This is a genomic window from Pseudomonas sp. Fl5BN2, from assembly GCF_009908205.1.
GTDB lineage: Bacteria > Pseudomonadota > Gammaproteobacteria > Pseudomonadales > Pseudomonadaceae > Aquipseudomonas.
The window spans coordinates 377,203-402,722 of sequence record NZ_JAAARL010000001.1; the positions used below are offsets into that span (position 1 = coordinate 377,203).

Below are 25,520 nucleotides of genomic sequence, written 5' to 3' on the forward strand. Positions count from 1 at the left end.
GCTTATCTCGCTGTGAAGGCTGCTAGCACGCGGCCCAGCCTTTCGTTCTGTTCAGGGGTGATTTCGCGGCCGGCGCCATGTCCGGCATTGTCCAGCGTGATGTAGGCCAAGCCCGAGAGCCAGTCACCGAGGAACAACTGCGCCTGGTTTGCCGGCTGCGGTGGCAGTACCGGCACTTGCCCCGGCCCTACGTCGGTGTAGAAGGAAAACAGCGGCGCACGGCTGCCTGCCCGGCTGTTAGGCCGCTCGGTCAGTGGCTTCTGGATGTAGCCGAACCAGGAGATGAAGTCGCGCAGTACGCGTTGCACTTCCAGCACCTGGCGCTCCACCAGCTGGTCACGTCGTGCACCGCTCTGGGCGCGCTTGAGCACTGCCCGGCTCAACTGCCCTGGCAGATCCTGGCGATAACCGGCGGTGATCAGTTCATCGACCACCGCTTCGATCAGCGGCTTCTCCAGGCCAAGCAGGTTGAGCAGGTTCTGGCGGGTCGGCAGTTCACGCAGGTGGGCGATCCAGGCCGTGAACGCGGCTTTGGCAAAACGGTGCTCGTTGCTTTGCAGTTCCGGTGCCTTGATGGCGGCGGAGCTGCTAGTTGGCGGGCTGTTGTCCAGGCTCAGGTCATCGCCGAAGTCGGCGAAATCAAAGCCGTCGCCGTCGCCATACAGGCTTTGGTTCGGAGCTTTTGGCTGGGGCTCGTCACTGAGAGGCTCGGCTTGGTCATTCTCGTAGGCACCGCTGAGGTACAGGTCGCGAATCTCTTCGCTGGGTACGTCGAGGTGGTTGATCAACTCGCCCAGTACCGCCGGGCGTCGCCCTAATTGGGTCAGGATCAACTGTGCTTGGGCTTTCTTGGCCGCTGCAGCACCATCGCCGTCAGCGTGGTACCAGGTGCTCAGGCCATGAACGGTCAGGCCATCGATGCACTCACCGAGTTGTTCGCGGATTCGTTGCAGCTTGAACTCAGTGTTGGCCACGCCGGTGAAGCTGCTGCTGAAATGGCTGATACCGCCATCGTCCTTGCTCAGCATGGCCTGCCAGGCCTTGGCCGGGTCCTTGATGTGTTTGCACACCAGCTCGTTGCTGGCAAAGCTTTGGCCCAGGTCGTTGAGGCGGTCCTGATAATCCGGGTTGATCCCGGTTTCCGCGCCGGAGCTGTCTTGCTTGATGAACGCGGCATCCATGCGCGGCTTGCGCACCAGGAAGGTATTCTGGAACGGCGCACCGGCCCAGTCGTTCATCCAGGGCAGGCTGCCGAAGCGTTCGAGCATGGTCAGCTTGATCATGCCGTCCCAGCTTTCGCCGTATTGCGCCGGGGTGAGCTTCAACGAAGTGCTGACCCGCAGGTCGAGCATGGTCAGCGCCCAGATCAAGCCGGTTTCACGCTTGGCGCGGGTCGCGGCATCGCCGCCCTGAGTCTTTTCGATCCAGCGGCTCAATACCGGCCCTACATCGTTGACGTCACTCTGCTTGGTCGAGCCGGTGCACACCACCAGGGCGTTCATTTCCTGGTTGTCGGTATACCGCTCGAACAGGTACGCCACTTTACCCCGCAGGATCAGCTGCGAGATGGAGTTGTCCTTGGTGCTGGAATCGGGATCGCTGGAGTTGGCGATGTCGTGGAGTTTCTTGCGCCCGCGATAGCCGGGGAAGTCCAGCAGGTCTACCTGGTTGACGATTTCGTCACTCGGTGGCTCGCTCAGGCGAAAGGTCATCTCTGCGGTCAGTGCAGCCAACTGTGCCACGGGGATGCCCTGGCTGTTGTGCAGGCGTGCGTCAATGTACGGACGAACCTCGATCGGCAAGTCCCGCGGGCTGCCGAAACGTTCGAGGATGTCGACGTTCATGATGCTGTCGCGCTGGCTGTAGGCATCGTTCTCGAAGCGCACCAAGGCGTGCAGGGGGGCAAACACGGTCTCGGGCAGGCCGAGCTTGTGCAGGGCGCCGGCCAGTTGTTGGTAGGCGCGCACCAGTTCGCGTTGCTCACCCCAGAGGATGGAAAACAGCTCGGCGCGTTCCTGGAAGTTCAGCCGTGGCGCCAGTTGCAATGCTTTGGGCCAGTACAGGTGTTCGAGTTTTTTTACCGAGTTGCGGAAGTTGTCCCGCAGGTAATCCCACAGCGACACCAGGTCGTCGGCACTGACGCCGGGTTGCAGCGGCCCGGTTTCACGACCTTCGAAGGGCTTGAGCACGCGCTGGATGCGTTCTTCGTCGATCTCGTAGGAGATCCGTTCCAGGTCGAAATCCTTGAACCAGGAGTTGGCGAGGATTTTCGCCAGTTCGATTTCGTTGAACAGCTTGAGCTCGACCGGAAAGCTCGGATCGTCACCGGGTTTGGCCCGACGGCTGAAACGTGTGACCAGGCCGGTGGCTTCTTTGCCGCCACCCACCGGGTTGATGTGCTCGATGAAGTCCAGGCGCTGACCGCCGAAGTCGGTTTCCAGCTTGCCGTTCTGTCCTGCTGCCAGCGCCGAGATCAGGTACGACTTGCCGGCCTGGGACAGGCCGAAAAAGCCGATGGTCATCGGCGTACAGGCGACGCGCCCCAGGCTGTTAGCCAGGTTGCGGGCGCGGTGCAAACGCAGGTTCAGGTTGTCGGCCTCACCGTCCAGGCGCGGGGCGTTGCCACGGGTCTGGGCGATCCACTCCAGCGCCTGGCCGGCACCTTCATACACCGCAGCCCAACTGTTCGAGAGCTGAGTTTGTTCGGGGGGCAGGTCGTTCATTTGCGTTTCACACTTCCACTGTCGAGCCAGTACTTGGTCTCGCTCAGGCTGGCATCAAGCAAGGTATTGAGTTCGAGCTTGAGGTCGCTGCGCGGGTTGAAGCTGACATTGTTGCTGTTGGATTCGATGCGGCTCACCGAGAGCCGGTCGCTGACCAGCCCGTGTTTGCGCGTGTGCTTGTCCGGTGCCTTGACTTCAAAGCGCACCTTGAGCAGTGGTGCGTCGCCATTTTCGCCGATTGCCCGGGAAAACTTGTCGCGTCCGGCCGGGGTGAAGCTCAAGGTGTAGAGCGGCGAAGCAGCCCAGCGCTCGGCGGCCAGTTGACGGAAGCCCAGGCGCAGATCGCCGCGCATTTCCAGCTGGGGTGTGTCGGCCTCGTCACCTGTGCCAATTACCGGCAACTTGATCTTGTTGTCTTCGGACTCGATGTCGCGGTACAGGACATCAGCATCCTTGATCACGTTGTTCTGATCGATGATGCCAATGTGTTTGACCGTCGAGTACGGTTTGAGCGCCGAAGAGCGGAAGTAGAAGTTCGGCATGCTGTGGTTGGCACACAGCAGGCACAGCATGGCGCCGACCGAGGCGGTGCTTTTCGGGTCGTCGATCCGACCGTTCTTGTGGAATGGGTACCAGCCACCGGTGCGATAGTTCTGCAGCGCCAGGATGCGTCCTGGCGGCAACGGCAGGACCTTGCGGATAAATGCCTGGACGCCGGGCAAGCGTGATGGCCGGCCGGTCAGCAACAGCACGTCGCACGGGTAGTGGGCTACAACTTCGCAGAGCGCACCGAGGATCTTGGTGATGTTGATCTGGCCGTTGAGGAAGGCTGCGTGCAAGCGCTGCAGGTCAAAGCCGATCGACGACTCATACAAGTCGAAGCCACTCTGCCCGCCGACTTCACGACGCACCGCGCTGTTGACGTAGTCGAGCACGGTCTGACTGATGGCGTTGTCACCCAGAAGGTCGCGGTAGTGGTGGTTGGCCACTTCCAGCTGGTCCTGTGGATCATAATGTTCGTAGGCTTTGAGCAGGGCCAGGCCCAGGGGAACAAACACCTGCAGATTCAATTGCTGGCGCAGGATTTCGTCTTGAACACTGACTGTTTCTCCGCCACACAGGCGCGACATCAGCGAATCCGGGGTTTTGACACCGGCGTTCTGCAAGGCCTTTTCAAAGCTCGGCAGGACAAAGTCCTGGATCACGTCGAGCAGGATGTCGTCACCTGCGACCTTGAAACCATCGCGAAAACGCTGCTCGGGCACGATGTGCACGTTGCTGCCGCTGCCCATGTTGCCGGCGCGGTCGAGGCGATAGTCGGTGATGACCAGGTCGGTGGTACCACCGCCGATGTCGATGGTGGCCAGGGTGATGCGCTCACGGTCGGTCTTGTCCGGGCGAGCGATGGTGTCGAAGAACTCCTCCGGGTGCCCGGCAAAGTTCTCGTTGACCTCGGTGTACAGGTAAACCAGCTGGCCGCAGGAGGCTTCATCCCATTCGACCCGAATGCTCGGGATCGGTGTGCGGGCCTTGTGGCTTTCATCCTGATGCGGGTCTTCTTCGCCGACGTGCCAGCCAAGGCTCTTCCACACCAGGCCAATGGCTTGCAGCATGCGCTCGTTGAGGATGCTGCGTTCAGCCTGTGGCATGCCCGGTGGCACGGTCAGGGTCACGCTGTTGAGCATGCGCGGTACGCGGGTGTGCCCTTGGCGCGAGCGTTGGGCCGGGCTGTTGATCTGCGACAGCGCCTGGGCCAGTACCTCGGCGAGCATGAAGGTCATCAGCGAACTGCGCGAATAACGTGGCATGAACACCGGCAGACGGTCGTCTTCGTCGAGGGTATAGAGCGCCTCGCCGGTTTCGTTGATCAGGTGCGAGAACGGCGCAGCAGTAGCGTAGGGCTCGTTGTCGGTCTTGACGTAGGCGCAGTTGAAGCGCCAGCCATGGCCGTAGGCGTTCTCGTCCCACAGATAACGTTTCGGGCTGGACAGCCCGGTGGAGCCTTCGGTGCCACGACGTCGACTGGCCAAGCGCCCGGCCTCGCTGCCGACCCGGGCGATGGTCGCCCACTGGAAGGCATCGTGGCGTCCGCTCTTGACCGAGCAATGGTCCTTGCCGAAGTAGGCCTGGGAGAACTCCACGCGGCTTTCAAACGGTTGGTTGTACGTGTGCTCGGGGGTGATCAGGTCGCGCAGTTCCAGTACGTAGTTCTGCTTGAGCCCGGAGCCGGCCTGGCCGTGGTTCTCGATCAGAATGCCGCAGGTGCGCGAGTTGCCGACGTCGAGTACCAGGTCCACCGGAATCGGTTTGACCAGGCCATTGCTGTCGTTGGCAACCACCTTGAGTTCAGGGATGTCGACCTTGGGCGGCTTGTCAGACTGTTGCGCTGCCGTAGGTTTGCTCAGCAGGCTGAGCACGTTCAGGTAGTGGGCCAGGTGGTGATTGGCGCGGATCTCGATGTCCAGCTCTTCGCGGGAACGATGGGGGTTGCCCTCGTTGAACACTTCCAGCAGCCATTCGTTGACCCACGACTGGGCCAGGAACCAGCGGATTTCCCGGGCCTGGCTGGCGAGCTTGAAAGAGACCCCGGAACTGATGTCCTCTTCGTTCGGCGCCAGGTAGGCGGTGCCTTCACGCTTGGGCATCACGCGGCTGTCGAAAGCCATGGTCAGGCGATGGGTGTTGCCGTCGATGTCTGGTGTTGCCAACTTGACCAGGCGCATGCGCGACCAATTGCTTGGGCCTTCGTCAAAGCGGTGCGGCGGCATGAAGCGAAAGAATGGAATCGGTAGCCAGACACCGTCCAGCAGGTCAAGGCTACTTTTCATGTCGACGCTGAATACCGGCTTGGTCTTTTCGATTTTTTCCGGTTCGGGTTCGTAGAAGTAGAAATCCTTCTCTTCGTTGTACAGCAGGCGGCAGATCAACCCGCTGATCATCGGCGCGAACTCGCCGGCCGGCTCTTTGCGTGCGTCCAGGCGCAGGGCAAAGTCCATGAACTGGATGCCGGTGTCACTGACCAGAGTGACGGTATCTTCGAATTGAGTGACTTCAGGCAACATGTCAGGGGTTTCCAGTGTTATTCGCCCGTCTGTCGCATGGACAAGGGGAATTTCTCGTTTCCATAGCCGCCGGTGCAGTCCGCGATGCTGGTCGCGCCCTGCCGACAATCAACCTTTGGCATGTCGTAGGTGCTGCCGTCACCACAGACGGCCTGGCCCTGGCTGTCGATCGACAGGCTGCCCTTGTTCATGGCTGCGGTAACCGGCCCGGTGCAGTTGACGCCGTTGGCGCGTTTCACCGTGACCTCGCCCTTGCCATCCTTGAAGGTGTACTCCAGGCGCAACGGTTTGCCGGTACGCCGATCCTGAATGCCAGCGCCTGCGCGGTATTGGCCATTGAGGAAGTCGGCCACACCGTCAGCGGAGTTGGCTGGGATACTCAGTGCCGGGCCTGGGGGAGTAGTAGCCTTGGGTGCTTCCGGGGTTGCCGGTGGCGTTGCCGGCTCTGCGGCGCTCGGACTTTCGTCAGCGGCGCTCGGGTCCTTGGGATCTGGCTTGGTATCCGGGTCGACGCTTACTCCATTAGCAGAAGCAGGATCAGCTGCTACGGCTGTTGGTGTTTCCACTCCAGCTGCCGTGCCATTGCCGACTACCGCCGCGCCATGGGTAACAACCCCGTCGACGGTCGACAGTGCACCGGTCTCCAGCGGTACTTCGACCAAGGGGTCGACAGGCCGCATGTCCACTGGAAGGCTGTGGACGAGTACCGGAGGAAGTGGGATGCAGCCGCGCAGCCCTAGAAGCAGCAGTAGCAACAGGAGTAGTGGCAACAGCCACAGCCACCACCAGCGTCGCCACCAGGGACGTACAACGGTTGCAGGTATCACTGGCGGTACCGCTGGGGCTATGACCGGGGGCGGCGGGGCTGCTTGGACAGGGGCGTTCAGGCAGTGCAGGGGGTCGCGATTACGGTCGCTGTCGGCATGCTCGAAGCCCCAGAAGGTCAGCACCGGCTTGCCGTTTACCAGATAGACGAAGTTCTCATCGGGGAAATGGATTACCCGCTTGAGCAGCTTGCCGAATACAGCCTTGTCACCCTGCTGTTCGGCCGGATCGGTACCGAGGAAGCGTTGGCTCAGTTCTTCAAGGGCGAGCTTGAGGTCGGCAAGTTGTTTACGTGCCGGAGCGCGCTCTTCTTCAGTAGCGCTGCTCCAGGGGATGACGTCTCCGGCAATGCCGCTATACCAGTCGATCTGGTTACCGAGCTCATCGCTCTGCGGGATGGCCAGGTGATCGACCATGTCGGGGTTCTTGCGACGAATGGCTTCGCGCAATTGCAGGGCTGCCCGGTAGACCGGTTGGCCTGTTTCGCCAAGAGCCGTGAAAGACCCGCTTTTACCGCTGCGTAATAGTGCCCCGCGCATCCAAACTCCATATGCTTCTTCGTGCAAAAAAAACACAGGCGTAGTGCCTGTGCCCTGCTCCCTGAATTAGCTCGCGACCTTAATGGCATAATGATGTTGTCGTCAACGTGACATTGGTCGCCCCACCGGTAAGTGTGTCACGGGCGGGTAGGTAGTGTGCACTGCTTTGATGGAGAACCTCGGAGTCAGTGATACGGAGGCAATTGGACGGAGCAGTTTTACGCGTCCTGAATGGTTTCATCAGCGCTATAAAAACTGCATAACTCCAATGACAGACATCCGCTATGAACCCACTGAGTGGGTGACTAAATAGGGCGGTGTCAGTTTTACCCTCAATGACACTTTCCCGCACTCGCTGAACCTGGCGCAAACCATTGGCGCCCAATAGCCGCTCAATATCCGCCATAGCCTGCTGGATAAGTTCGCTGTGGATAACACTCTAGTTTGTGTCAGTCGGATTTGGGGCGGTTGTGAGACTGAAGTGCGGCCAACGCCTTTGGTGGATTTGCCCAGAGGGTGAGCCTTCAGCCGGCGCTGGGTCGGTACTGCAGCGCTTCCGCCAGATGTTCGCGGCTGATGGCGGCCACCTGTTCCAGGTCAGCCAGGGTCCGTGCCACCTTGAGCAGTCGGTGGGCGGCCCGTAGCGAAAGGCTCAGGCGTTCGCAGGCCGCTTCCAGCCAGCGTTCGTCGACTGTGGATAACTGGCAGTGGCGACGCAGGCTGGGCAAGTCGAGCAGGGCGTTGGCGCAGCCCTGGCGTTGCAACTGTCGTTCCCGGGCCTGGGCTACTCGGGCGGCTGCGCTGGCGCTGTCATCCCCTGGCTGGGCTGCGGGATTCAGGGCGGTAGCTTCGCGGGCCACGGTCAGGTGCAGGTCGATCCGGTCGAGCAAGGGGCCGGAGAGCTTGTTGCGATAACGCTGGATCTGTTCCGGCGTGCAGCGGCAACGTCCGCTGGGTTCGCCAAGGTATCCACAGGGGCAAGGGTTCATGGCCGCCACCAACTGAAAGCGCGCGGGGAATTGCACCCGGTCACGAGCCCGGGCGATGACGATCTGCCCGGATTCCATGGGTTCGCGCAGGACTTCAAGGACCTTGCGGTCGAATTCCGGCAGCTCATCGAGAAACAGGACGCCGTGATGGGCCAGGGTTATTTCCCCGGGCTGTGGTTTCGAGCCGCCACCGACCAGCGCCGCGCTTGATGCCGAATGGTGGGGTTGGCGAAACGGTCGTTGTGGCCAATGGCGCAGGGGCGTGTGGCTGCTCACCGATTGAATCGCTGCGACTTCCAGGGCCTCATCTTCCTGCAGCGGTGGCAGCAGGCCTGGCAGGCGGCTGGCCAGCAAGGTCTTGCCAGTGCCGGGCGGGCCACTGAACAACAGATTGTGAGCGCCGGCGGCGGCGATCAGCAGCGCGCGTTTGGCCGCGAGCTGGCCCTGGACTTCGCTCAGGTCGGGGTAGGGTGAGTGGCACTCTTGCAGGCCGTCGCTGGCATAAGGCGGGATCGGTGCATGGCCATTGAGGTGGGCGACGGCCTCCAGCAGATGGTCCACGGCGATCACCTCCAGGCCCGAAGCGAGGCAGGCTTCTTCGGCATTGGTCCGGGGAACCAGCAGGGTGCGTCCAGCCTTGCGTGCTGCCAGCGCGGCCGGCAGCACGCCGCGTACCGGGCGTACCGCGCCGGATAAGGCCAGCTCTCCCAGGCATTCGACGTTATCCAGGGCCAGCGCCGGCACTTGCACGCTGGCGGCGAGGATGCCCAGGGCGATCGCCAGATCGAAGCGTCCGCCGTCCTTGGGCAGGTCTGCCGGAGCCAGGTTGAGGGTGATGCGCCGAGGGGGGAAATTGAATCCGGCATTGAGGATGGCACTGCGCACCCGGTCCTTGCTTTCCTTGACCGCAGCTTCCGGCAGCCCTACCAGGGTCAGGCTCGGCAGGCCGTTGGCCAAGTGCACTTCAACGCTGACAGCCGGAGCCTGCACGCCCACCTGGGCGCGGCTGTGGATGATTGCCAGGGACATGGGGAAGTCGTTCCTTGAGACAGCGGGAACCGCATCCTGCGGTGCTGCAAGGATAGTCGAGGGCTTTGGCGGGGTAGCGTTTGAATGCAGACAGGATATGTCGTCGGCACAGCCTTCACCGGCAAGCCGGTTTCTACATGCCTGTAGGCGCTGGCTTGCCGGCGAATAATGGATTCAGATCATTGAGCCGTCGGATTGAGCCTGGTTTCCAGCTCTGCCACTTTGGCTTCGAGGCTTTCCAGGCGTGCCCGGGTGCGGGCCAGGACCACCATCTGGCTGTCGAATTCTTCTCGGCTGACCAGGTCCAGTTTGCTGAAGCCGCTTTGCAGCAGGGCTTTGAACTGGCTTTCGATTTCATTGCGAGGCAGGGGTGTTTCACCGCTGAGCAAGCGAGAGGCGTGGCCGCTCAGGGCATCGAGAAGGTCTTTGGGCGCAAGCATGGGAGTGTCCTGAATAGCAGATGGGCCGAAGTGTATCACGCACGCCCCAAGGGCTTGGTGGTGCATGTCCTGCACGTTTTTCGCGCATCTATCCAAGCATCGACGCACCGTTATTGTGCGTATCCACGGTGCTGTTCTGCCTCATCCCTGGTCGGTTGCAGGCAAGAGACTGAAATCACTGATTTTTCCCGAGCTGGCAAGCTTTCTGCTTAGACCCTGGTGACCCATGCACTGATGCAGTCGCCATGACAAATGCAGTGCGGCAGGCGGAGCGGGGAGTGTTTCGTCAGGAGTGGTTAGCTGGCGTCGGTCTGGCTGAGTAGGGCCGACGATGCGTTACAAAGCCAGGCACTGCGCTTAGACTTGAGCCGGGTTTGTTTTCCTGGGGCAAGTCCACCAATTCGGGAGAAAGTTTCATGAAGCTAGTCACTGCCATCATCAAGCCGTTCAAGTTGGACGACGTGCGCGAGTCGCTGTCCGAAATCGGCGTGCAGGGCATTACCGTTACTGAGGTCAAGGGCTTCGGCCGGCAGAAGGGGCACACCGAGCTGTATCGCGGTGCGGAGTACGTGGTCGATTTCCTGCCCAAGGTGAAGATCGATGTCGCCATTGACGACAAGGATCTTGACCGGGTTATCGAGGCGATAACCAAGGCCGCCAACACCGGCAAGATCGGTGACGGCAAGATCTTCGTGGTCAATCTGGAACAGGCTATTCGCATCCGTACCGGCGAAACCGATACCGACGCAATCTAAGCCGCCAAACCCAACGCCCCAGGAGAAAACAATATGACTCTGCGCAAAATCGCAGGGCTAGGAGCCCTGTTGTCCCTCGTAATGCCTGGCCTGGCCTTGGCGGCAGATCCAGTGCCCCCTCCAGTCCTCAATTCCGGCGATACCGCCTGGATGCTGACCTCCACCGCCCTGGTGCTGTTCATGACCATTCCTGGGCTGGCGTTGTTCTACGGCGGCATGGTGCGTTCGAAGAACATTCTTTCGGTGATGATGCAGTGTTTCGCCATTACTGGCCTGATCACTGTCCTGTGGTTCATCTATGGCTACAGCATGGCGTTCGACACCACCGGGATGGAAGCCGGCGTCGTCAACCTCAACTCTTTCGTGGGCGGCTTCTCCAAGGCCTTCCTGGCCGGGGTCACCCCCAACAGCCTGACCGGTCCTGCGGCGCTCTTCCCTGAAGCGGTGTTCGTCACCTTCCAGATGACCTTCGCCATCATTACCCCGGCGCTGATCGTCGGTGCCTTCGCCGAGCGGATGAAGTTCTCCGCGATGCTGATCTTCATGGGCGTCTGGTTCACCCTGGTTTACGCACCGATTGCGCACATGGTCTGGAGCGGCCCGGGTTCTTTGCTGGGCGACTGGGGCGTGCTGGACTTTGCCGGCGGCACTGTGGTGCACATCAATGCTGGTATCGCGGGCCTGGTGGCTTGTCTGGTGCTGGGCAAGCGCAAGGGTTTTCCGACCACCCCAATGGCTCCTCACAATCTGGGTTACACCTTGATGGGGGCGGCCATGCTCTGGGTCGGTTGGTTTGGTTTCAACGCCGGTTCCGCCGCTGCCGCCAATGGCACTGCTGGCATGGCCATGCTGGTGACTCAGATCGCCACCGCCGCCGCCGCTCTGGGCTGGATGTTTGCCGAGTGGATCACCCACGGCAAGCCAAGTGCGCTGGGTATCGCTTCGGGCGTGGTGGCTGGCCTGGTGGCTATTACTCCGGCCGCCGGTACCGTCGGCCCGATGGGGGCTCTGATCATCGGCCTGGCTGCGGGCGTGGTGTGCTTCTTCTGCGCCACCAGCCTCAAGCGCAAACTGGGTTATGACGACTCCCTGGATGCCTTTGGCGTACACGGTATCGGCGGTATTCTCGGTGCGATGCTCACTGGCGTGTTTGCCGCTCCGTCCATGGGTGGCTTCGGCACCGTGACCGACGTGGCGGCGCAAGTCTGGATTCAGGCCAAGGGCGTGGGTTTCACGGTGATTTACACCGCCATTGTCACCTTCATCATCCTCAAAGTCCTGGATGCGGTCATGGGTCTGCGGGTTTCCGAAGAAGAGGAAGCGGTCGGTCTCGATCTGGCGCAACACAACGAGCGTGGTTACAACCTGTAATCGCTGCAGAAAAAAAGCCCGGCTCCTGCCGGGCATTTTTTTGCCTGGTATTTCTCATTGAGAAAGGCTGAAAGGTTTTTCTGGTGAGTCTTGGCGTGTTTGCCCTGACGATTTTCGGTAGGGCAAATGCTTACACTAAAGCAGGATTATTCGGCGCTTTGTTTTTTCCCTGAGCGCGCTAGAATGCGCGCCGAAGTGTGGAGATCGGTATGTGGCAACAGACCCTGATTACCCTGCGGGCCAGGCCCCGGGGCTTTCATCTGGTGACGGACGAGTTGCTCGCCGGCCTGCCTGAGTTGAAGGCATGTCGGATTGGTCTGCTGCATGTGTGGCTGCAACATACCTCGGCCTCGTTGACTATCAACGAGAACGCCGATCCGGCGGTCCGGCGTGACTTCGAGCGTTTCTTCAACACCCTAGTGCCTCAAGGCATGGCCGGGTACGAACATAACGACGAAGGCGCAGACGACCTCCCCGCGCACTTCAAGGCCAGTTTGCTAGGCTGTCAGCTGACTTTGCCGGTATCGGCGGGGCGCCTGGCCCTAGGCACTTGGCAAGGTGTTTATCTGGGCGAGCACCGCGACCATGGCGGTGCTCGTAAAGTCCTTGCCACCTTGCACGGTGATGAGGCATAAGCCGCTGAGTATCAGTGGACGTTGATTTTTTTCCGGCAGCCTTCGACAGTTGGCTGAGCTGGGCTATAACTAATCTGCTTTTCGCAAGTCATGAGGTAGAACATGAGCGACGATGATCTGGAAAACGACGACCTCGAAGTAGGTGAAGAAGACGATACCGAAGAAGGTCTTGAAGCGGCCGCCGACGATGTGGCGGAAGACGATGGCGGTGATGCACCTGCTCCGACCGCCAAAGGCAAAGCCAAGGCTGCCGTCTCGGTAGACGAGCTGCCGAGTGTCGAAGCCAAGAATAAGGAGCGTGATGCACTGGCGCGTGCCATGGAAGAGTTCCTGGCCCGTGGCGGTAGAGTGCAGGAAGTCGAGGCCAATGTGGTCGCCGATCCGCCCAAGAAGCCTGACAACAAGTACGGCAGCCGGCCTATCTGAGCCTTGCTACTTGCTTGCTGAAAAAGCCCGCCGTCGCTGCGGGCTTTTTCATGCCCAAAGCAATTGCAACCGCCGCAGGCTGCGATCAAGGGTGAGGCCCTGCCAGAGCTGGCGAAACGGCCTATCCAAGAGATCGCCTGGAGCCGTTCTGCGGGGCGTCTACAGCGACTTCCAGCGGCCTAGCAGCGCGGGGAGTTCGGTCAGGCTGCGGATTTCCGCATCGGGCGCATGCTCGGCTTCCCAGGCCTTGCCGGTGGGGTTGAACCAGATGGCGCGCAATCCTGCCTGCTGGGCACCGGCAATGTCATCACCCGGGTGATCGCCGATATGCACGGCGCTGTCGGCGCTCGCTCCGCCGCGCTGCAAGGCTTCATGGAACAGCCGGGCATCGGGTTTGGCGATGCCGATATCTTCGGCACACAGGGCGAACTTGAAGTAGTCCGCCAGGCCCAGGCGACGTACGTCGGCGTTGCCGTTGGTGACCACTCCCAGGGCGAAATGGTTGGCCAGGGCCTCCAGGGTCGGTTGGACCTCGGGGAAGATATTCAGTTGGTGCCGGGCATGCAGGAACACTTCGAAGCTCTGATCCGCTAGCTGGTTGGCCTGTACGTGGTCATACCCGGCCTCTTCCAGGGCGTGGAACAGCACCCGGCGGCGCAGGGCGCTGATCCGGTGCTTGAGGTTCGGCTCGTTGTTCAGTACCCGCTCGCGAATGGCCCACAGATGCTCCACCGGCACGCCGCCAAGATTCGGCGCGTGTTCCGTCAGCCACTGGCGCAGGGTGGCTTCGGCGCTGACGATCACCGGAGCGGTGTCCCACAGGGTGTCATCGAGGTCGAAGGTGATCAGCTTGATGGTCATTACTCACCGCCTTTGTTGCGTTTGGCCCGTGGATGGGCGCTGTCGTAGACCGCTGCCAGGTGCTGGAAGTCCAGGTGGGTGTAGATCTGGGTGGTCTTGATGTCCGAGTGCCCGAGCAGTTCCTGCACGGCGCGCAGGTCCTGGGAGGACTCCAGCAAATGGCTGGCGAAGGAGTGGCGCAGCATGTGCGGGTGCAGGTTCTGCCCCAGCTCCCGTTCGCCGGCGGCCTTGACCCGTAGTTGAATGGCTCGCGGCCCCAGGCGTCGGCCCTTTTGGCTGACGAACAGGGCGCCGTCCGGCGGGTTGCTCAGGGCTCGCAGTGGCAGCCACTGCGACAGCGCCTCCCGGGCTTTCCTGCCCACCGGCAGGACTCGAGTCTTGCTGCCCTTGCCCTGGACTTGTACCAGGCCGTCCGCCAGGTCCAGTTGTTCGAGGTTCAGGCTGGTCAGCTCGGAAAGGCGCAATCCGCAGGAGTAGAACAGTTCCAGGATCGCCTGGTCACGATGGGCCAGGAAGTCGTCTTCCACTGCGCCTTCCAGCAGTTGCAGGGTGCGATCGGCGTCCAGGGTCTTGGGCAGACGTCGTTCACCCTTGGGCGGAGCCAGGCCGTTGGCCGGATCGTGATCGCACAATCCTTCGCGGTTCAGGTAGTGGTAGAGCCCGCGTACCGCGGACAGCAGGCGCGCCAGGCTGCGCGATGACTGACCCTGCTGATGCAGGCGGGCAATCATGCTGCGCAGGCCCTGGATGTCCAGGTCGGTCCAGTTGCGGACCTGTTGTTTCTCGCAGAACCCCAGCACCTTGTCGAGGTCGCGTCGGTAGGCCTGCAGGGTGTGAGGCGACACCTGGCGCTCACTGCGCAGATGCGCGCAGTAGGCGTCCAGTTGTTCTTGCACGGTCAGCGTACCGAGCGCAGCGAGTGGGTGAAGCGCGGCAGCACGCGGCCAGTGACCTCGGCGATGTAACTGAGGAACAGGGTGCCCACCGAGCTCTTGTAATGCTGTGGATCACGGCTGGCGATAGCCAGGACACCGTGCATGCCCTGGTGTGCCAGGGCGACCACCGCGGTGGAGCCGATCTGCTTGCGCTGTTCTTCGCCGAAGAGAAAGTCCAGCTCGTGTTCGCGCAGGCTGCCGCTGACACTCTTGCCTTCCGCCAACAGGCCGCCAATGGCGCCCTGGGCTTCGGCGGCGGAAACCCAGCGACCTACCGGCATGGCGATGTCGCTGAACAGGATCAGGCTGACAAAGGGCACCTGGAAGTCCTGGCGCAGGCTGTCTTCGACGCTTATCACCACTTCTTCCAGGCTGGTGGCGTCCATTAGCGCAAGGATCAGGCGGCGGGTCTTGTCGAACAGCCGGTCATTGTCCCGTGCCACGTCCATCAATTGCGACAGGCGATGGCGCATCTCGATATTGCGTTCGCGGAGGATCTTCATCTGCCGCTCCACCAGCGAAACGGTATCGCCGCGCTGGTGGGGAATACGCAAGGCCGGGAGCAGTTCTTCGTGGTCGACGAAGAAGTCCGGGTGTGCCTCCAGGTAGGCGGCTACAGCCGCGGCCTCCAGGCTTTCGGAAGGTGAATCGTCGGGCTTTTTGGCGGGAACCTGCGGCTGATCAGTCATGGATTTCGCTCACTCATAGACGCACCTGTCCTTCGTATACGCGCACTGCCGGGCCGGTCATCATCACCGGTTGGCCAGGGCCGGCCCATTCAATGGACAAGCGCCCGCCCGGCAGGTCGATCAATAGTGGTGAATCCATCCACCCCTGGCTGATCGCGGCCACTGCGGCGGCGCAGGCGCCGGTACCACAGGCCTGGGTTTCCCCAGCGCCGCGTTCCCAGACCCGCAATTGTGCGCGCTGACGGTCCAGCACCTGGAGAAAACCGACATTGACCCGCGCCGGGAAGCGCGGATGGTGCTCGATCTTCGGGCCCAGTTGATGAACCGGCGCACTGTTGATGTCATCTACCCGCAATACCGCGTGGGGGTTGCCCATGGATACGGCGGCCAATTCGACCTCGCGACCCTCGACGTCCAGCAAGTAGCTGTTGGCCTGAGCCGGTGCCTGGAACGGAATATCCGCCGGCACCAGGCGTGGAGCGCCCATATTGACGCTGATCTGACCGTCGTTGCGCACATCCAGTTCGATCACACCGCTCTTGGTTTCCACGCGGATCTGACGCTTGGTGGTCAGGCGCTTGTCCAGTACGAAGCGGGCGAAGCAGCGGGCACCGTTGCCACATTGTTCTACTTCGGAGCCGTCGGAGTTGAAGATTCGGTAGCGGAAATCCACATCCGGATTGCTCGGGGCCTCGACGATCAGCAACTGATCGAAGCCGATCCCGGTATGACGGTCACCCCATTGTTTGGCGTGCTTGGGCAGAATATGCGCGTGCTGGCTGACCAGGTCGAGAACCATGAAATCATTGCCCAGGCCATGCATCTTGGTAAAACGCAGCAGCATGGCTTTACTCCGGCAGCAGGCTTTCGCCAGCGAATAACTCGGCTACCGTCTCGCGGCGACGCACTTCAACGGCCTGGTCGCCATCGACCAGTACTTCAGCGGCACGACCGCGGGTGTTGTAGTTCGAGCTCATGACGAAACCATAGGCACCAGCGGAATGCACCGCCAGCAGGTCGCCCTCGGCCAGGGCCAGGGCGCGCTCCTTGGCGAGGAAGTCGCCGGTTTCGCAGATCGGTCCGACGATGTCGTAGGTGCGGGGTTCGGCATCGCGCGGGCGTACGGCGCTGACGTCCATCCAGGCCTGGTACAGCGCCGGGCGGATCAGGTCGTTCATGGCGCCGTCGACGATGGCGAAATCCTTGTGTTCGGTGTGCTTGAGGTACTCGACCCGAGTCAGCAGCACGCCGGCGTTGGCGACGATGAAGCGGCCCGGCTCGAACACCAGGGCCAGGTCGCGGCCATCCAGGCGCTCGCGCACTGCCTTGATGTAGTCGGCAGCCAGCGGCGGCTCTTCGTCGCGATAGCGCACACCCAAGCCACCACCGAGATCGATGTGGCGCAGGTAGATACCGCATTCGCCGAGGCGGTCCACTAGATCCAGCAGCCGGTCGAGGGCGTCGATGAAGGGTTCCAGGGTGGTCAGTTGCGAGCCGATATGGCAGTCGACACCGATGATTTCCAGGTTGGGCAACTGGGCTGCGCGGATGTACACATCCTCGGCGGCAGCAATTGCGATGCCGAACTTGTTTTCCTTGAGCCCGGTGGAAATGTACGGGTGGGTACCGGCATCGACGTCGGGATTGACCCGCAGCGAGATTGGCGCGCGTACACCCAGCTCGGCGGCCACGACCTGCAGGCGCTCCAGTTCTTCAGCGGATTCGACGTTGAAACAATGGACGCCCACTTCCAGGGCACGACGCATGTCGTCACGGGTTTTGCCGACGCCGGAGAAGACAATCTTGTCGGCCTGACCGCCTGCGGCCAATACCCGCTCCAGCTCGCCCCGGGAGACGATGTCGAAACCGGCGCCGAGGCGGGCCAGGACATTCAGCACGCCCAGGTTGGAGTTGGCTTTTACCGCGAAGCAGACCAGGTGCGGCATGCCGGCAAGTGCCTGTGCATAAGCCAGGTACTGGGCTTCGATGTGTGCACGGGAATAGACGTAGGTGGGCGTGCCGAAACGATCGGCAATCGCGGACAGGGCTACGCCTTCCGCGAACAGCTCACCGTCGCGGTAGTTAAAAGCGTCCATGGTTTGCCCTTAGTAGGTGTCGTGCTTGTGCGACTGCGATTGCGACTTCGCCTGTTCTTCGGGGGATTTGCTGTCATCAGGCAGATACAGCGGGCCTTTCTGGCCGCAGGCGGTAACAAGGCAGGCAACCGCGACGAGCGCAGCAAGGGAAGAGATCAGGCGCTTCATGGCGAAATCCTTGAGAATGCGTAAATTGCGCCCGAGTATACCGGCCACCCGGCAGCTTGCCTATGCAGCGTAACTCCCGTCCAGCGGGCCTTTGCCCAGTGCCCGTTAGCGGGTTTGGGCGGCCCCCGGCGCAATGGGCCGCGCATTTGTTCGCCTGTTCGGTATCCTTTGCATTCGCTGGGAAGCGCCCGTATCTTGCGGCGCTTGAGCGTGAGTAGACACTTTTCGAGGTTCCCGTAATGAGTTTGACTGAAGCCCGTTTTCACGACCTGGTGGACGCCACCCAGCAGACGCTGGAGGATATTTTCGATGAGAGTGACCTGGATATCGACCTGGAAAGCTCGGCTGGGGTACTCACCGTCAAGTTCGACAACGGCAGCCAGGTGATCTTCAGCCGCCAGGAACCTTTGCGCCAGCTGTGGCTGGCCGCGCGTTCCGGCGGTTTCCACTTCGATTACGACGCAGAAAGCGAGCGCTGGATGTGCGACAAGAGCGAAGAGCAGCTGGGGGAGATGCTGGAGCGTATCGTCTTCGAGCAGGCGGGCATCAAGCTTGAGTTCGAAGGGCTTTGATACCGTGACGCAGCCTGCCGCAGTCCGCCCGCCCAAGCCGCTCTACAGTAACGTCAGCCCGGCGGTGAGCTCACCGTGCATCAGCCTGTGCCGTCTCGATGAGGAGAAGGTCTGCCGTGGCTGTTTCCGTCATGTGGAGGACATTCGCGAGTGGCGCTCGGCCGATGACGAACGTCGGCGCGTGATCTGTGCCCAGGCGCTGCAGCGTAAACAGACCGTGGTGGCAGAGGGGCTTTAGGTTCGTACTCATACGGTTTGTTTATTCAGTGTGCTGTGATAGTGTCCGGCTTCGCCTCACTACATCGAGGCCGGTGAGAACCCCGTCTTATTTGGCGGGGTTTTGCTTTTTTGTGCAGAAAAAATAGGAGTCAGCCAGGATCATGAGTACTGCACCATCCATCATCCTTACCCGCCTTGACGTGCAACGTCTGGAGCGTCTGATCGACAGCCTGGACGACTCGCTGCCAGGCGTCATTGCACTGCAAACCGAGTTGGATCGTGCCGAAACGCTGGTGGGCCACGATGAAGTTCCGGCCGGTGTCGTAACCATGAACTCGCGTGTGCATTGCCGTGAAGAAAGTAGCGGCAAGGACTATCACCTGACCCTGGTTTATCCACAGGACGCCAACGCCGACGAAGGCAAGATCTCGATTCTAGCCCCGGTAGGCAGCGCCTTGCTGGGCCTGCAGGTGGGTCAATACATCGACTGGCCGGCGCCAGGTGGCAAGACTTTGAAGCTGACTCTGCTGGAAGTGGAATACCAGCCGGAAGCAGCGGGCGACTACCACCTCTGATTTCGCCCTAGACTTGCTCGAGCGCGTCGTTCAGTGCGCGCTCCAGGCTGGCCTTGTAACGCAGATATACGATGCTCGAACTTTGCACATCACCGAGTAGCCCGGACAGGTCAAGGTCGGTGATGTAGCAGCGATAACGCTCGGGTTCGTGGCGCTGTCCGACGATCTCCTGGGCCACTGCGCTGAACAGCTGATCGCCATATTCCAGTTCGGAAAACTCCCGTTGGTTGCAGTACAGCGAGACGTGCACCTGCCCCGGTGCCGCCTTGCCGATGATTGCCTGCACGTCATAAAAAGCCTTGTCGACGGGCGTCAGCGGTGCTGGCCGGGCCTCCACCCGACGTGCTCGGCCGCTGCCTGAGGGCAGAACCTGCAAGTAGATTGTTTCCAAGGGTTTCTCGTCCTGACTGCTTTCCATCGGCAGCAGCGCTTCACGGCGGTAGAGGATCGACTGCAGGAAACGCTGCAGGGGTACCAATAGGCTTTGTTCGTCGTGGTAGGGCAAGGTCTGCTGCCACAGCGCGTTGTGCTCATCGAGGATATAGAGTTCGGCGTGGCGTTCGATGATCCGATAGAACACCTGGACGCAGTCCGACTGGCCCATGGGCAGGACCAGTGCCAGGTCATGGTCCTCCAGGGCCATCGGGTCCAGATGCAGGGGGCTGTAGCGGACCTGCTCCTGTCCCAGGTACTCGAGCAGCGCTGCAGGGGTTGCCATGGCCCGGTGGCGGACCTTCCCGGGTACCAGTTCGAGGACGTGATAATGCTGCTGCACTTGAATCAGGTAGCGATAGTTGAGCTGGCTGAGCATCAGGTTGTGCGCGGTTTCGAACAATTCCTCCACCCGCCGGGCGATGAATTGCGCGCGGTTGTGGCAGAAACAGCGTACCTGCAGGCGCGGTTGGCTGCGCGACGGCAGATTATTCAGGTAGTCCCGCAGGCAATCGAGCAACGCATGTTCGCCGTCGTAACGGCTGACCATGACCTCATTCCAGCTATTGAGAGTCACCTGATCCAGGGTCAGTACCAAGTTCTCCCGCACTCCTGCGTAGCTCAGAGAGTCGGTGCGCTCGGTGGTCATGTGAACGTTCAGGTCGCGGTGATGCTTGAGGGGGTCGACCCCGACGTTCACCAGGATCAACACCTCGCTGGGCACGCTGGCGTGCAACAGCTGCTCTTCGCTGACGCTGGCCAACGGCAGGGCGACGGTCTGTTGCAGGCTGCCCAGCAAATTGAACAGTTCGAATTCGCTCAGGTCGCTGTTGCCGGGGTGCAGGGCCAAGCGCGTACTGCTGTCGATCACTCCGTTGCGATGGCACCAGGTGAGCAGCTCCAGCAGTTCGCGGCTGCGTTTGATCGGGGCAAAGTGTTCCCACTCCAGGGCGGTTAGGCTGCCGTTGTACAGGCCCCAGTAGTCATGCCCCGGCTCCTTCTTGTTCGGCGACTGCACCAGGGTCAGAGTGTCTTCCGCCAGGTCCGGGGCGATGCCTGGATTGATGAACTCGATCTTGCCTGCCTTGCGTTCGAAGGCTGCGTACAGCCGTCGGCCCAATACATTCAAATCGCGTTTGTTGATCAGGCTAGCGGCCTGTTCGGTGCGGGCGAACTGGGTCAGGAAGCGATAGCTGTAGTTGAGTTCGTTGACCAGCGCTCGGCGTTCGGCGCTGACCTGGCGCACCTTCCATTGGCTGCGGCTGTCCAGCAGTGCCAGTTGGCGCTGATCCCAGCCCCATTCGCTGGCCAGGCGCTCCAGCAGTGCTCGTTGCCAGCTTGGGTTGCGAGCTGCGTTGCCGGTGGTGAGCTTGCGGTTGACCTTGAGGTACAGGCTGCGCCTCACCAGTTCCAGGCGCTCCGGCTCGCCTCGGGCCTTGAGGTATTCCTCGATGCGCCGGTAGACCACGATATATGGGTCTAGCTCGTCGAGGTCCAGGCGGTTGGCGAATACCGCTTGCTTGAAGCGCAGGCTCAGGCACTGGACCTTGGGATGTTCGCTGGCATAGACCTCGATCAGCAGCAGCTTGAGCACTGATTTGTAGGGTGACTCGATGCCTTTGAACAACTGCCAGAGCCCTGCACCGATGAACTCGCCGGGAGGAATGCGTGCCATGTGGCCAAGGTCGAGGTTCTCTTCGGCAGGCACGAAGCGCTTGGACAGCAGTGTGTGAATGTACTGCTCGTAGCGGTTCTCTTCGTATACCGGCACTAGCCACCACAGAGGGGTGCGGCCGGCCAGCCAGATGGCCGTACGGTAGAACTCGTCCAGCAGCAGATAATGCTGGGTAGTGCCGCAATCGTCCGAGCTCAGTTGAGTATCCCGTTCTCCGCGGACAAAGCGGCTCGGGTCGATCAGGAAGAAGTGGGCTTCGGCGCCCTGGCCGGCGGCCCAGGTTTCCAGCAACTGGCATTTCTTCTGTAGCTCGGCCAATTCGGTTTCGCTCAGATCCGCGGCGTGACACACCCAGACATCCATATCGCTTTGGTCGGCCTGGGCCAGGGTGCCCAGGCTGCCCATGAGGAATAACCCGTGAATCGGCCGTGGCGGGTTGCCATGGCGGGGCTTGTAGGAAAAAGACCGGGTCAGGCGCTGAGCTTCGGCCAGGGCCTGTGGGTCGGGTTCGTAGTTGGATAGCCCCGCTGGAGTCGCGCCGGATACATAACCGGGCAGCAATGGGTGATTGACATGAAAGAACAGGGGCAACAGGTTGAGGACCAATTGCTGGCGCGTCGACAACCCCTCCATTGCGCGTGCCATGCGTCCCTCATTGAGGGTGAGAAAACGTGCGCGCAGTCGGCTCAGAACCTTGCGATCGATTCCTTCATCCAGGTCGGGACGGATTTCATGGGTATGGGGCATCTCAAGCTGAGCTCGAACGTGGCGGTTTTGAGGACGGCAGCAGTTTACCGCCAGACAAGGCCAAGCCTTGAACTGATTTTATTTTTGACGCCAGATTTTTAGCGTATTGGCGGAAGAGTGCCTACGGAATCCGACAGACGGGAACCCCGCAGGCCGAGGAACAGTATTCAGGCGGTTTCTTTGACACTCAGGATGGTCAGCAAACCTTGTGCATGCTCGGCGGCATCCCGGCCAAGGCTGGTCAGGTAGCCCCCATCGGGCAGGGTAATGAGCTCTTTGGCAAACAGGCGTTGGGCGGCGGCGATGGCAGAAGGGGCAGCGGTCTGATGGATTTTCAGGCCTTCCTGGGAGTTGTCCAGGTTGAAGAGCGCAAGGATTTCCAGTTCGGCAACCAACTCAGGGGTATACGACATAAGGACTCCAGACTTTCTAGGAATTAGAGGTCAGCGTTCTTAAGGTGACCGCAGAAAGGCGGCGTGTCCAGCGTTCGCTGAGTACTTTTACACCCTGGGCCAGCGGTGTTTGGCCGCAGGGTGGTTGCAGTGTAGTCACGGCACAAGCGCTAGGCTGTACCGAGTGCCGGAACGTTGCTGTGCGCAGCGCTCCGGCAGTGCTGGCTCACGGCTTCTCGGGAGGCAGTTCCGGCAGGGCGCGCAGTGCGGCTTCGTACCATTGAGTATCGAAGGCGCGGTCTTGCTCGAGAATCGCATCAATCTCGATCGCCAGGACATGGGCCATCAGATTGAGAATTTCCTCCCGCTCGTAGCCTACAAGGGTCAACTTGTTGAACGTGGCCTTGGCCGCCGGCGGGTTGTCGCTTTCGATCTGGTTTTCGATGGCTTCGACCAGGGTTGTTTCGGCGAACTCTTCTTCGTCGGTGTCGATATCGGTTGGCTCGCTCATGGCAGGCTCCTCAAGGAAAGGTCGCCAGTTTACTCGTATTCAACGACGGGATGCTGCTGGCCAGAGTGGGATTAACCCTCTATAAAAAGTCCTGCCAACCCCTTGCACGGCCTGGAGGCTATGGGATGTTCAAGCTTTATGGGTTCTCCATCAGCAACTACTACAACATGGTCAAGCTGGCCTTGCTGGAGAAGGGGTTGCCCTTCGAAGAGGTACTGTTTTATGCCGGTCAAAGCCCTGAGGCATTGGCCATCAGCCCGCGGGGCAAGGTACCGGTGCTTGAGGTGGAGCAGGGCTTCATCAGTGAAACCAGTGTGATTCTTGACTACCTGGAACAGGTCCAGCCTGAGCCGGCGCTGCTGCCAGCGAACGCCTTCGAGCGTGCCCAGGTACTGGCGCTGGCCAAGGAGATCGAGCTGTACATCGAACTGCCGGCCCGGGCCTGTTTTCCCGAGGTGTTTTTCGGGGTGACGGTGCCCGAGGCGATCAAGGAAAAGGCCGGGATCGAGTTGCTGCAAGGCTTTGCCGCGTTGCGCCGGCATGCCAGGTTCGAGCCTTATGTGGCGGGCAGCAGTCTGAGTGTGGCGGATCTGTATTTCCAATACAGCGTGAGCCTGGCCCTGGTGGTCGGGAACAAGTTGTTCGGGATCGATTTCCTGGCCGAAATGCCGGAGGCGAAAGCCTTGTTGGAACGCCTGGAGCAGACGCCCAGCGCGAGGCGCATTGCCGCTGACAAGGCGACGTTGATTGCAGCCAGAAGGTCAGGGCGATAGCGCTTGGCCAAGAGCCCGTTCGCGCCGGCTGAGGGTTGCCGGAACGGACGGGCTCGACAGGGGCTTAGCGGTTGGCCAGCAGTGCCTGGCCGCGAGCTACGGCGGCTCGGACTTGGACCGGCGCGGTACCGCCGATGTGGTTACGGGCATTCACCGAGCCTTCCAGGGTCAGCACGGCAAACACGTCCTGCTCGATCTGGTCGCTGAACTTGCGCAGTTCTTCCAGGCTCATTTCCGCCAGATCCTTGCCGGTCTCGACGCCGTACTTCACCGCGTGACCGACGATTTCGTGGCAATCACGGAACGGCAAGCCGCGGCGCACCAGATAGTCCGCCAGGTCCGTGGCGGTGGAGAAGCCGCGCAGGGCCGCTTCACGCATGATGGCGTGCTTGGGCTTGATGGCCGGGATCATGTCGGCGAAGGCCCGCAGTGAGTCGCGCAGGGTGTCGGCGGCGTCGAACAGCGGTTCCTTGTCCTCCTGGTTGTCCTTGTTGTAGGCCAGGGGCTGGCCTTTCATCAGGGTCAGCAGGCCCATCAGTGCGCCAAATACCCGGCCGCTCTTGCCCCGCACCAGTTCAGGTACGTCGGGGTTTTTCTTTTGCGGCATGATCGAGCTGCCGGTGCAGAAGCGGTCCGGGAGGTCGATGAACTGGAATTGCGCGCTGGTCCATAGCACCAGCTCTTCGGAGAAGCGCGACAGGTGCATCATCGCTACGCTGGCGGCAGCGCAGAATTCGATGGCGAAGTCACGGTCGGAAACGCTGTCAAGGGAGTTGCCACCGACGGCTTCGAAGCCCAGCAGCTGGCAGGTCAGTTCGCGGTCGATCGGGTAGGTGGTACCGGCCAGTGCAGCACTGCCCAGAGGCATGCGATTGGTACGCTTACGGCAGTCCACCAGGCGTTCGTAGTCACGGCTGAGCATTTCGAACCAGGCCAGCATGTGATGCCCGAAAGTCACGGGTTGTGCAGTCTGCAGGTGGGTGAAGCCTGGCATGATGCTTTCGGCTTCGCGTTCGGCCAATTCCAGCAGGCCTTTCTGCAGGCGGGTGATTTCCCCGAGGATCAGGTCGATCTCGTCGCGCAGCCACAGGCGGATGTCGGTGGCCACCTGGTCGTTCCGGCTACGGCCGGTGTGCAGTTTCTTGCCGGTGACGCCGATGCGGTCGGTCAGGCGCGCTTCGATGTTCATGTGCACGTCTTCGAGGTCCACGCGCCAGTCGAAGCTGCCGGCCTCGATCTCGCCCTGGATGGTCTTCAGGCCATCGACGATGCTGTCGCGCTCGGCGTCGGTGAGCACCCCGACCTTGGCCAACATTGTGGCGTGGGCAATGGAGCCCATGATGTCGTGGCGATACAGGCGCTGGTCGAAAGTGACAGAGGCGGTGAAGCGGGCGACGAAGGCGTCGACGGGTTCACTGAAGCGGCCGCCCCAGGACTGATTGGTCTTGTCAGTGCTCATGAATTCGCTCGTGATCTGCTGAAGGAAGATGGCGTGAAAAACAGGCGCCGATAATAACAGGGTTGCCCGGGCTGTCGCTGGCACTGGTCGGCAGCTTTTTTTCTCCGGGCGGCCTCTGTATGGCTTGTCGCCAGCCTCGGGGGCGCAGAGACTGCAGCCAGTACTTTCGAAAGCGCACCAGGGGAGGGAGCGCCGTGAGTGCTGAAGGTGATATCGATCAAACGATATTTATCGATTGAGCAATATCGTCTTGGCAACCGTCTACAGTTGGACAGGAGGACGGGCACAATTGCGTAACACCCCTCGCGTGTTCGCAGTGGGCCGTCCACCGAGTTCACACCGCGCAGGTCCAGGTAATCCGTCCACCAAACGAGGCGGGTGCAGGCAGGGTGGACGCCGACCACAGTAACGAGGGGGGCTTTGTGTTGAAGATCAGCATTCCCTGCGACGTCGTCGCGCATCCACTGACCCTGGGCGGTATCGGGCAGGTACGGGTAAATATTGGTGCCCGACTTGCGGCACTTTTTGGCCTTCGCACTAGTCTTAGCGTGGATCGCCGTGACGGACGTCACTCCACCTGTCTACGCTATCCTTGTGCGAGACTCACGCAGGAATCCAGCGC

General features: G+C 61.1%; 23 protein-coding genes. 8 read left to right on the forward strand and 15 right to left on the reverse strand.

Annotation, left to right across the window (positions count from 1 at the left end; translation table 11 throughout):
• Window positions 1-2: 2 nt before the first annotated feature.
• The 5 genes from GV819_RS01800 to GV819_RS01820 all read right to left on the reverse strand — a co-directional run bounded on the left by GV819_RS01800 (window position 3) and on the right by GV819_RS01820 (window position 9,607).
• On the reverse strand, window positions 3-2,723 hold the full coding sequence (locus tag GV819_RS01800; protein WP_161752906.1) for a putative virulence factor: 2,721 nt from the start codon (window positions 2,721-2,723) through the stop codon (window positions 3-5).
• Window positions 2,720-5,785 (reverse strand): virulence factor SrfB, encoded by a 3,066-nt coding sequence (locus GV819_RS01805; RefSeq protein WP_161752908.1) that lies wholly within the window; start codon window positions 5,783-5,785, stop codon window positions 2,720-2,722. Before GV819_RS01805 ends, GV819_RS01800 begins: the two co-directional genes overlap by 4 nt.
• A gap of 17 nt (window positions 5,786-5,802) precedes the next feature.
• Window positions 5,803-7,149 (reverse strand): SrfA family protein, encoded by a 1,347-nt coding sequence (locus GV819_RS01810; protein WP_161752910.1) that lies wholly within the window; start codon window positions 7,147-7,149, stop codon window positions 5,803-5,805.
• A 524-nt stretch (window positions 7,150-7,673) separates the two neighbouring features.
• Window positions 7,674-9,167 (reverse strand): YifB family Mg chelatase-like AAA ATPase, encoded by a 1,494-nt coding sequence (locus tag GV819_RS01815; protein WP_161752911.1) that lies wholly within the window; start codon window positions 9,165-9,167, stop codon window positions 7,674-7,676.
• Window positions 9,168-9,346: 179 nt separating this feature from the next.
• Window positions 9,347-9,607, reverse strand: coding sequence for an accessory factor UbiK family protein (locus tag GV819_RS01820; protein ID WP_161752913.1), 261 nt, complete (start codon window positions 9,605-9,607; stop codon window positions 9,347-9,349).
• 416 nt (window positions 9,608-10,023) lie between these two features.
• Here GV819_RS01820 and glnK point away from each other — a divergent pair, with 416 nt between their 5' ends.
• From glnK to sutA, 4 genes are all read left to right on the forward strand, one after another.
• On the forward strand, window positions 10,024-10,362 hold the full coding sequence (glnK, locus tag GV819_RS01825) for a P-II family nitrogen regulator (protein ID WP_002555808.1): 339 nt from the start codon (window positions 10,024-10,026) through the stop codon (window positions 10,360-10,362).
• A gap of 33 nt (window positions 10,363-10,395) precedes the next feature.
• Window positions 10,396-11,733: an ammonium transporter gene (locus tag GV819_RS01830; protein ID WP_161752915.1), complete on the forward strand. Its 1,338-nt coding sequence runs from the start codon at window positions 10,396-10,398 to the stop codon at window positions 11,731-11,733.
• Between the two features lie 209 nt (window positions 11,734-11,942).
• The gene (locus tag GV819_RS01835) at window positions 11,943-12,368 is read left to right on the forward strand and encodes a secondary thiamine-phosphate synthase enzyme YjbQ (RefSeq protein WP_161752917.1); all 426 of its coding nucleotides are present in this window, start codon (window positions 11,943-11,945) and stop codon (window positions 12,366-12,368) included.
• Window positions 12,369-12,470: 102 nt separating this feature from the next.
• Window positions 12,471-12,794 (forward strand): transcriptional regulator SutA, encoded by a 324-nt coding sequence (gene sutA, locus GV819_RS01840; RefSeq protein ID WP_161752919.1) that lies wholly within the window; start codon window positions 12,471-12,473, stop codon window positions 12,792-12,794.
• A gap of 159 nt (window positions 12,795-12,953) precedes the next feature.
• Here sutA and GV819_RS01845 read toward each other — a convergent pair whose 3' ends face one another.
• Genes GV819_RS01845 through lptM form a run of 6 tightly spaced genes read right to left on the reverse strand, consistent with a single transcriptional unit; the run spans window position 12,954 to window position 17,543 of the window.
• Window positions 12,954-13,655 carry an HAD family hydrolase gene (locus GV819_RS01845; RefSeq protein ID WP_161752921.1) on the reverse strand — a complete coding sequence of 234 codons (702 nt, stop codon included), beginning with the start codon at window positions 13,653-13,655 and terminating at the stop codon, window positions 12,954-12,956.
• Complete coding sequence (xerC, locus tag GV819_RS01850; RefSeq protein WP_161752923.1) at window positions 13,655-14,551, reverse strand: tyrosine recombinase XerC; 897 nt, start codon at window positions 14,549-14,551, stop codon at window positions 13,655-13,657. The genes GV819_RS01845 and xerC overlap by 1 nt, the downstream gene beginning before the upstream one ends.
• A gap of 2 nt (window positions 14,552-14,553) precedes the next feature.
• The gene (locus tag GV819_RS01855; RefSeq protein ID WP_161752925.1) at window positions 14,554-15,279 is read right to left on the reverse strand and encodes a DUF484 family protein; all 726 of its coding nucleotides are present in this window, start codon (window positions 15,277-15,279) and stop codon (window positions 14,554-14,556) included.
• A gap of 13 nt (window positions 15,280-15,292) precedes the next feature.
• Window positions 15,293-16,123: a diaminopimelate epimerase gene (gene dapF / locus GV819_RS01860; protein ID WP_161752927.1), complete on the reverse strand. Its 831-nt coding sequence runs from the start codon at window positions 16,121-16,123 to the stop codon at window positions 15,293-15,295.
• A 4-nt stretch (window positions 16,124-16,127) separates the two neighbouring features.
• Entirely contained in the window at window positions 16,128-17,375 is a 1,248-nt protein-coding gene (gene lysA / locus GV819_RS01865) for a diaminopimelate decarboxylase (RefSeq protein ID WP_161752929.1), read from the reverse strand.
• 9 nt (window positions 17,376-17,384) lie between these two features.
• On the reverse strand, window positions 17,385-17,543 hold the full coding sequence (gene lptM, locus GV819_RS01870; RefSeq protein ID WP_011064184.1) for an LPS translocon maturation chaperone LptM: 159 nt from the start codon (window positions 17,541-17,543) through the stop codon (window positions 17,385-17,387).
• A gap of 239 nt (window positions 17,544-17,782) precedes the next feature.
• Here lptM and cyaY point away from each other — a divergent pair, with 239 nt between their 5' ends.
• From cyaY to rnk, 3 genes are all read left to right on the forward strand, one after another.
• Window positions 17,783-18,115 carry an iron donor protein CyaY gene (gene cyaY / locus GV819_RS01875; RefSeq protein WP_161752931.1) on the forward strand — a complete coding sequence of 111 codons (333 nt, stop codon included), beginning with the start codon at window positions 17,783-17,785 and terminating at the stop codon, window positions 18,113-18,115.
• A 4-nt stretch (window positions 18,116-18,119) separates the two neighbouring features.
• A complete protein-coding gene (locus GV819_RS01880) occupies window positions 18,120-18,353 on the forward strand; it encodes a DUF1289 domain-containing protein (RefSeq protein WP_161752933.1) in 234 nt (77 codons plus the stop codon).
• Window positions 18,354-18,495: 142 nt separating this feature from the next.
• Window positions 18,496-18,909, forward strand: coding sequence for a nucleoside diphosphate kinase regulator (gene rnk, locus GV819_RS01885; RefSeq protein WP_011064182.1), 414 nt, complete (start codon window positions 18,496-18,498; stop codon window positions 18,907-18,909).
• A 7-nt stretch (window positions 18,910-18,916) separates the two neighbouring features.
• Here the strand turns inward: rnk and GV819_RS01890 are convergent, their stop codons facing one another.
• The 3 genes from GV819_RS01890 to GV819_RS01900 form a co-directional block, all read right to left on the reverse strand.
• A complete protein-coding gene (locus GV819_RS01890; protein ID WP_161752935.1) occupies window positions 18,917-21,763 on the reverse strand; it encodes a class I adenylate cyclase in 2,847 nt (948 codons plus the stop codon).
• A gap of 167 nt (window positions 21,764-21,930) precedes the next feature.
• Complete coding sequence (locus GV819_RS01895) at window positions 21,931-22,176, reverse strand: TIGR02647 family protein (protein WP_159894382.1); 246 nt, start codon at window positions 22,174-22,176, stop codon at window positions 21,931-21,933.
• Between the two features lie 205 nt (window positions 22,177-22,381).
• Window positions 22,382-22,666, reverse strand: a complete 285-nt coding sequence (locus GV819_RS01900) for a hypothetical protein (protein WP_161752937.1) — start codon at window positions 22,664-22,666, stop codon at window positions 22,382-22,384.
• A gap of 125 nt (window positions 22,667-22,791) precedes the next feature.
• Here GV819_RS01900 and GV819_RS01905 point away from each other — a divergent pair, with 125 nt between their 5' ends.
• Window positions 22,792-23,439 carry a glutathione S-transferase family protein gene (locus GV819_RS01905; protein WP_161752939.1) on the forward strand — a complete coding sequence of 216 codons (648 nt, stop codon included), beginning with the start codon at window positions 22,792-22,794 and terminating at the stop codon, window positions 23,437-23,439.
• A gap of 64 nt (window positions 23,440-23,503) precedes the next feature.
• Here GV819_RS01905 and argH read toward each other — a convergent pair whose 3' ends face one another.
• Window positions 23,504-24,898, reverse strand: coding sequence for an argininosuccinate lyase (gene argH / locus GV819_RS01910; protein WP_161752941.1), 1,395 nt, complete (start codon window positions 24,896-24,898; stop codon window positions 23,504-23,506).
• Between the last annotated feature and the right edge of the window lie 622 nt (window positions 24,899-25,520).